The following is a 5,800-nucleotide window of genomic DNA, read 5'->3' as shown; positions in this document are numbered from 1 at the left end:
GCGCGAGCGCGAGCGCAAAGCTGGCGAGCCCGGCGAGCAGCGCGACGAGCCGCGCGGGGCGTTCGATCGCGGTGCGCGCGGGCATCGCGAGGTGGAGCTGCCAGCCTTGCGCATCGGCTTGCGTATCGGCGAGGAGATAGGGCGTATCGGACGTGCCGAGAGCCACGAGGCCAAGCGCGTCGTCACGCCAGGGCTTGGGGTGGAGCGCGCCCGCGCCGCTGTCGCGCAGGGCCTCGCGCTGGCGTTCGGGCGTGAGCGGGCGGGTGGCGACGAAGCGCCAGTCGCGGCGGCTGGTGACCAGCACCAGCCCGTCGGGGTTGGTGACGAAAGTCACCCCGCCCGCGCGGCGCCATTCGTCCTCGATCCAGTCGAATTCGAGCTTGACCACCACGACCCCGCCCGCGCGGGTGCGCTGGGCGAGGTAGAGGCCGGGCTTGCCGCTGACGCTGCCCAGCGCGAACTGGCGCCCGCGGCCGGTCTTGCGCGCATCGCGGATGTAGCGGCGAAAGTTGTAGTTGGTGCCGGTGAAACTGTCGGTCCGGTTCCAGTTGCTCGAGGCGATCGAGTTGCCCTGGCTGTCGACGAGGTAGATGACCGCCGCACCGGTCTCGCTCGCCAGCCGTTCGAGCTTGCGGTTGAGCGCACGCGCGGCCGGGCTGTCGAAAGTGCCCGCGCTCTGCGCCGCGTTGACGTCGCGATCGTCGGACAGCGCGAGCGGCAGCAGGCTGTAGCGCGCGATTTCGCTTTCGAGCAGCGCCTGGCGGATGCGCGCGTCGGCGCGCACGGTGCCCGAAAAGCCCTGCAGCGCCTCGCGCCGCGCGAACTCGCCGCTAGCAAGGCCCACGCCCAGCGCGCCGAGCGCGGCGCCGATCAGGCAGAGGGTGAGCGTGCGCGGTGTCATCGCAGGCAGGAATAGGTCAGGACCGCGTAATGTGCAAATTTTGACACATTGTTTGGCCTCATGTGTCGATATCGACACCTCATGCCGCACGGAATGTGCAATATAATATTGAAAAGTAATGATAAATTTCGGATGCGCTTTTGCTTTGCCCCCACCACGGCTTGAGGCATTCAGAAGTGTACGAGGGATGTCCGGCGAGACGTCCCGGACAATGAGAGGATAACAGGTTCGCTATGCACAGTCCGTCCCCGGAAATGGCCCAGCCCCAAATGCCTCGGCACTGGTACACCCACCTCTACACGCAAGTGATCGCCGCGATCGTGGCGGGCGTGCTGATCGGGCACTTTGCGCCATCCACCGGCGAAGCGCTCAAGCCGCTGGGCGACCTGTTCATCAATCTCGTCAAGATGGTCATCGCGCCGGTGATCTTCCTCACCATCGTCACCGGCATCGCCTCGATGCGCGATCTGCGCGCGGTGGGCCGGGTGGCGGGCAAGGCCTTTGCCTACTTCCTGTTCTTCTCGACGCTGGCGCTGATCGTCGGGCTGATCATCGCCAACACGATGCGTCCGGGGGAAGGGCTCAACATCGATCCCTCCACGCTCGATATGAAGCAGGTCAGCGTCTACGCCGAAAAGGCGCACGAGGCGACGCTGACCGGCTTCTTCATGAGCATCGTGCCGCACACGTTCGTCTCCTCGGTGACCGACGGCAACATCCTCCAGGTCCTCCTGGTGGCGATCCTGTTCGGCATTTCGCTGGCCGGGCTGGGCGATCGCGGCGACCGTCTGCTGGGCCTGCTCGAAGACGTTTCGGCGGTGTTCTTCCGGCTCGTCTCGATCGTGATGAAGGCCGCGCCCTTCGGTGCGTTCGGCGCGATGGCGTTCACGGTGGGCAAGTACGGGGTGGGAACACTCGCCAACCTCGCCGAACTGGTCGCGCTGTTCTACATCACCTCGGCGCTGTTCGTGATCGTGGTGCTGGGCACCGTGGCGCGGCTGGCGGGCTTTTCGATCTTCGCGCTGATCCGCTATCTCAAGGAAGAGCTGCTGCTGGTGCTGGGCACCTCGTCCTCGGAAAGCGCGCTGCCCTCGCTGATGGCCAAGCTCGAGGCGGCGGGCTGCCCCAAGGCGATCGTCGGGCTCGTCGTGCCGACCGGCTATTCGTTTAACCTCGATGGCACCAACATCTACATGACGCTGGCCGCGCTGTTCATCGCGCAGGCCTGCGGGGTGGACCTGACGCTGGGCCAGGAGCTGCTGCTGCTCTCGGTCGCGATGCTTTCGTCCAAGGGCGCGGCCGGGGTTACCGGAGCGGGCTTCATCACGCTGGCCGCCACGCTCTCGATCGTGCCGACCGTCCCGGTGGCGGGCATGGCGCTGATCCTGGGGGTCGACCGCTTCATGTCCGAATGCCGCGCGCTGACCAATTTCATCGGCAACGCGGTGGCGACCGTGGTCGTCTCGCGCTGGGAAAAGGCGCTCGACCCGGCGGTTTTCCGGGCGGCCCTGAAGCATGGCGGCGCCGCCCCCGCAGATCCCGAAGCGGGCTTCCAGCCCGCCGAGTGAGCCTTCGCCGCACCCGCCCGCCGGGAGCGTGGCCGGATCGATTACTCTGTCCCGTTTCCCCGGTTTGACGGCGCGGTGCGGCTTGGCTACCGCCACGCCATGATCGTTCTGCTCTCCCCCGCCAAGACCCTCGATTTCGAGCGTGCGCTGCCCCCGCTCGAGGTTACCGCGCCGCACTTTGCCGAGGAGGCGCAAGGTCTCGCCAAGTCGGCGGCGAACCTCACGCAAAAGCGCCTGTCCGAGCTGATGCACATCTCGCCCAAGCTCGCCAAGCTCAACGCGGACCGTTTCCGCGACTTTGCCGAGGCGCCCGAGCGTCAGGCGCTGTTCGCCTTCGCGGGCGACGTCTACACCGGGTTCGACGCCTATACGCTGGATGAGGCCGGAGTGATCTTCGCGCAGGACCATCTGCGCATGCTGTCCGGGCTCTACGGCCTGCTGCGCCCGCTCGACGCGATCCGGCCCTACCGCCTGGAAATGGGCACGCGCTGGGCCCCGCGCCACAAGGCGCTGACCGACTGGTGGGGCGATCGTATCGCCAGGCACTTGCGCGCCGAAGTCGAGGCGGAGGGTTCGGGCACGATCCTCAACCTCGCCAGCCAGGAATACTACGCGGCGGTTTCGGGCAAGCTTTCGGGCATCCGCGTGATCGACGTCGATTTTCGTGAGCCCGGCCCCAACGGCCCGCGCTTCATCAGCTTCAACGCCAAGCGTGCGCGCGGCATGATGGCGCGCTGGATGTGCGAGAATCACGTCGCCGACGCCGAGGCGATGCGCGGTTTCGACGCCGATGGCTACCGTTTCCAGCCCGAAGCGAGCGAGCCCGACCGCTGGCTCTTCCTGCGCGAGGCCTGATCCGCATGGCCGAACGCGCGAGCGCGGTGATCGTGGGCGCCTCGGGCGGGATCGGGGCGGCGTTCGAGGCGGTTCTGGTCGAGGAAGGCGGCTTCGAGGTCGTTCACGGCTTTGCCCGTTCGCGCAGCGGTGCGCAGCATCTCGACCTGCTCGACGAGGAGAGCATCGCCGCGGCCGCCGCGCACGTCGCCAGGGGACCTCAGCCGCGGCTGGTGATCGTCGCGACCGGTATCCTGCATGAGACCGGGCGGGCCCCCGAAAAGGCGCTGCGCGAACTGGATGCCGGTTGGCTCGCAAAGGTCCACGCGGTCAACGCGATCGGTCCCGCGCTTGTCGCCAAGCACTTCCTGCCGCTGCTGCCGCGTAGCGGGCGCGGGGTCTTTGCCGCGCTTTCGGCGCGGGTCGGCTCGATCAGCGACAACCACCTGGGCGGCTGGCACGGCTACCGCGCTTCGAAGGCCGCGCTCAACATGCTGGTGCGCACGCTGGCGATCGAGGAAAAGCGCCGGAACGACCGCACCATCGTCGTCGCGCTGCATCCGGGCACGGTCGACACCGCGCTTTCGCGCCCGTTCCAGGGCCACGTCCAGCCCGGCCGCCTGTTCGACACCGAACGCGCCGCGCTCCAGCTGCTCGACGTGATCGAGGATCTGAAGGCGCCCGACAGCGGCAAGCTGTTCGATTACGAGGGCAAGGAAATCCCGTTCTGATCGCACCGGCGGTTTGCTTCGGTAAAGTCGAAACAGGCGGAAAAGACATTTTCCGAGGGCCATCGCCCTCGGGCTCCCCAACTGTCGAGCTCGCCTTGCGCAGCTACCGCAGCGCGCGAGCGCTACGCTAGACAGTTTGGGGTCAAGGGCTGTTAACCCCTTGAATCACCTGTTCCTAAATCGCCTGACTGCGCGCCTCGGGCAAGGCCACTTGTGCATCGCCTGCCTGCGCTTCGAGACGGTGGCGCACGATGGCGTAAGTCTGCTCGTCCCCCACGTCGATCGCCTGGCTGCCGTCCGGCGTCACCACCGCGCGCACGCGGGCTTTGAGGCGGCGTGAGGCGCGTTCGACCGCGCCGGGCAGGCTCTCGAGCCGCAGCCACAGCGCGAGGAGGCCGACGATCCCGGTCGCGCGCAGGATGCGTCGGCTGATCCGGCCCGAGGCGCGGCGGCCGCGAAAGACGCTCGCGGCCTCGATATGCGCGACGCTGGCGATGCCGTAGAGATCGCAAGGGGCCAGGTCGCCTTCGCGCAGGGGCAGGTAGTGGCGGCTCGCTTCGGGGTGGATCGCGGTGACGGCGGCGCGCGGGGTCAGCAGCAGCGCGATGTCGGCGCGGGTGAGCGCGGCGAGCAGCGCGTCGATCGATTCGCAGGAGAGCAGCGCGTGGTCGGCGGTGGTGACGAGTAGCGGCCCGTCCCAGCCTTGCGCGGCGGCGCGCACGCTTTCGGCCAGATCGGCCTGCGCTTCGACCAGCGTCACCGCACCGCGTCCGGGCAATCGGGTGAGCACGTCCCAGACCGGATCGAAGGCCTCGCGCTCGATACAGATGGCCAGGCTCTCGATCGCGGGGTGGTGCGCGGCGGTTTGCAGGACATGCGCGATGAGCGGGCGCCCGGCCAGCGGAACGAGCCCGCGATGGCTGACCGCGAAGCGTTCGGCGAGCGCATCGCCAGCGCCTTCGCGCTGCCCGGCGAGGACGACGAGGCGCGCCGCGGGCGGCTCGGTGCTGGCTGTCGATGGGGTGGAAGGGAACGCCATGATCCCGGCCGCTATGGCCGGTGCGTATGACAAGGCCATGACTTCACGGGCAAGTCACGGGGCCAGGGTGCCTGGGTGGGGGCGGCCTAGTCGGGCTTCCAGCCGATTTCGGCGGTCTTGGCGGCCTTGGGAATGTCGGTCAGCGCTTCGTTGATGGTGATGACCTCGCCCGCCGCAAGCTTGCGCGTGGGGGGGACGATTTCCTTTTCGTAGATGATCCGCTCGCGCGCGTCGCGCAGCACGACGAGGAGCGAGGGGACGTAGCGCGTCTCGCTGCCGATGTTGCCGATCGTCCCGCTCACGCTGAAGAACTCGCTCCCGTCGGGCAGCGGCTTGCGGTCCTGGCGCTTGCGCGGGAAATTGAGCTGGAGGTCGGGCTCGCCCTGCCGGAAGGTTTCGTGCGGCATGGGCACCCAGTCGGGCAGCCCGCCCCAGGCGACCGCGCCGGTCAATCCCAGCGTCGCCACGGCAAAGACCACCGCGCCGTAGGTGGCGATCCGTGCCCAGTTGCGACGGGGGCGGAACGGGGGCGCGAAATCGAAGCTGGAGGTGCGCTCGTCGGCGTACTGGACGGTGTTTTCGGTATCGTCGTAGACTGCCGCCGGGGCCTTGCGCAACGAGGCGGGCGGATTGGCGGTTTCGACCGAAGCGGCCGGGCGGCGCATGGCGGGCTTTTGCGGCGCCGGGGCGGCGCGGGGCGGCGCGGGCTTCGCGATGGGGGCTGGCG

At 68.3% G+C, this 5,800-nt stretch carries 6 protein-coding genes; 3 read left to right on the top strand and 3 right to left on the bottom strand.

The genetic code is table 11. The features are described 5' to 3' along the window. On the bottom strand, positions 1-901 hold a 901-nt coding region (locus MTR62_RS19495), incomplete at its 3' end, for a cache domain-containing protein (protein WP_407672714.1). Between the two features lie 233 nt (positions 902-1,134). On the opposite strand from MTR62_RS19495, the gene MTR62_RS19490 reads away from it, so the two are divergent. The 3 genes from MTR62_RS19490 (at position 1,135) to MTR62_RS19480 (ending at position 4,034) form a co-directional block, all read left to right on the top strand. After that, the gene (locus MTR62_RS19490) at positions 1,135-2,469 is read left to right on the top strand and encodes a dicarboxylate/amino acid:cation symporter (RefSeq protein ID WP_244024079.1); all 1,335 of its coding nucleotides are present in this window, start codon (positions 1,135-1,137) and stop codon (positions 2,467-2,469) included. Positions 2,470-2,568: 99 nt separating this feature from the next. Then, the gene (yaaA, locus tag MTR62_RS19485; protein WP_244024077.1) at positions 2,569-3,324 is read left to right on the top strand and encodes a peroxide stress protein YaaA; all 756 of its coding nucleotides are present in this window, start codon (positions 2,569-2,571) and stop codon (positions 3,322-3,324) included. A 5-nt stretch (positions 3,325-3,329) separates the two neighbouring features. Next, positions 3,330-4,034, top strand: a complete 705-nt coding sequence (locus MTR62_RS19480; protein ID WP_244024075.1) for an SDR family NAD(P)-dependent oxidoreductase — start codon at positions 3,330-3,332, stop codon at positions 4,032-4,034. A gap of 175 nt (positions 4,035-4,209) precedes the next feature. On the opposite strand, the gene MTR62_RS19475 is transcribed toward MTR62_RS19480, so the two are convergent. Together MTR62_RS19475 and MTR62_RS19470 are read right to left on the bottom strand one after the other, a co-directional pair. Further along, positions 4,210-5,073 (bottom strand): NTP transferase domain-containing protein, encoded by an 864-nt coding sequence (locus MTR62_RS19475; protein ID WP_244024073.1) that lies wholly within the window; start codon positions 5,071-5,073, stop codon positions 4,210-4,212. Positions 5,074-5,159: 86 nt separating this feature from the next. Further along, positions 5,160-5,800 (bottom strand): thioredoxin (locus MTR62_RS19470; RefSeq protein WP_244024071.1); only part of this gene is annotated, 641 nt, incomplete at its 5' end.

Origin of the sequence: Novosphingobium organovorum, assembly GCF_022832435.1 — a bacterium.
Taxonomy (GTDB): domain Bacteria; phylum Pseudomonadota; class Alphaproteobacteria; order Sphingomonadales; family Sphingomonadaceae; genus Novosphingobium; species Novosphingobium organovorum.
The sequence above is the reverse complement of the archived record's forward strand: the minus strand, read 5'-3'. Positions and strand labels throughout refer to the sequence as shown.

Bases quoted from the DNA above. Each gene is read 5' to 3' on its own strand.
- MTR62_RS19490 (WP_244024079.1), top strand. From the start codon at position 1,135: ATGCACAGTCCGTCCCCGGAAATGGCCCAGCCCCAAATGCCTCGGCAC.
- yaaA (WP_244024077.1), top strand. From the start codon at position 2,569: ATGATCGTTCTGCTCTCCCCCGCCAAGACCCTCGATTTCGAGCGTGCG.
- MTR62_RS19480 (WP_244024075.1), top strand. From the start codon at position 3,330: ATGGCCGAACGCGCGAGCGCGGTGATCGTGGGCGCCTCGGGCGGGATC.
- MTR62_RS19475 (WP_244024073.1), bottom strand. From the start codon at position 5,073: ATGGCGTTCCCTTCCACCCCATCGACAGCCAGCACCGAGCCGCCCGCG.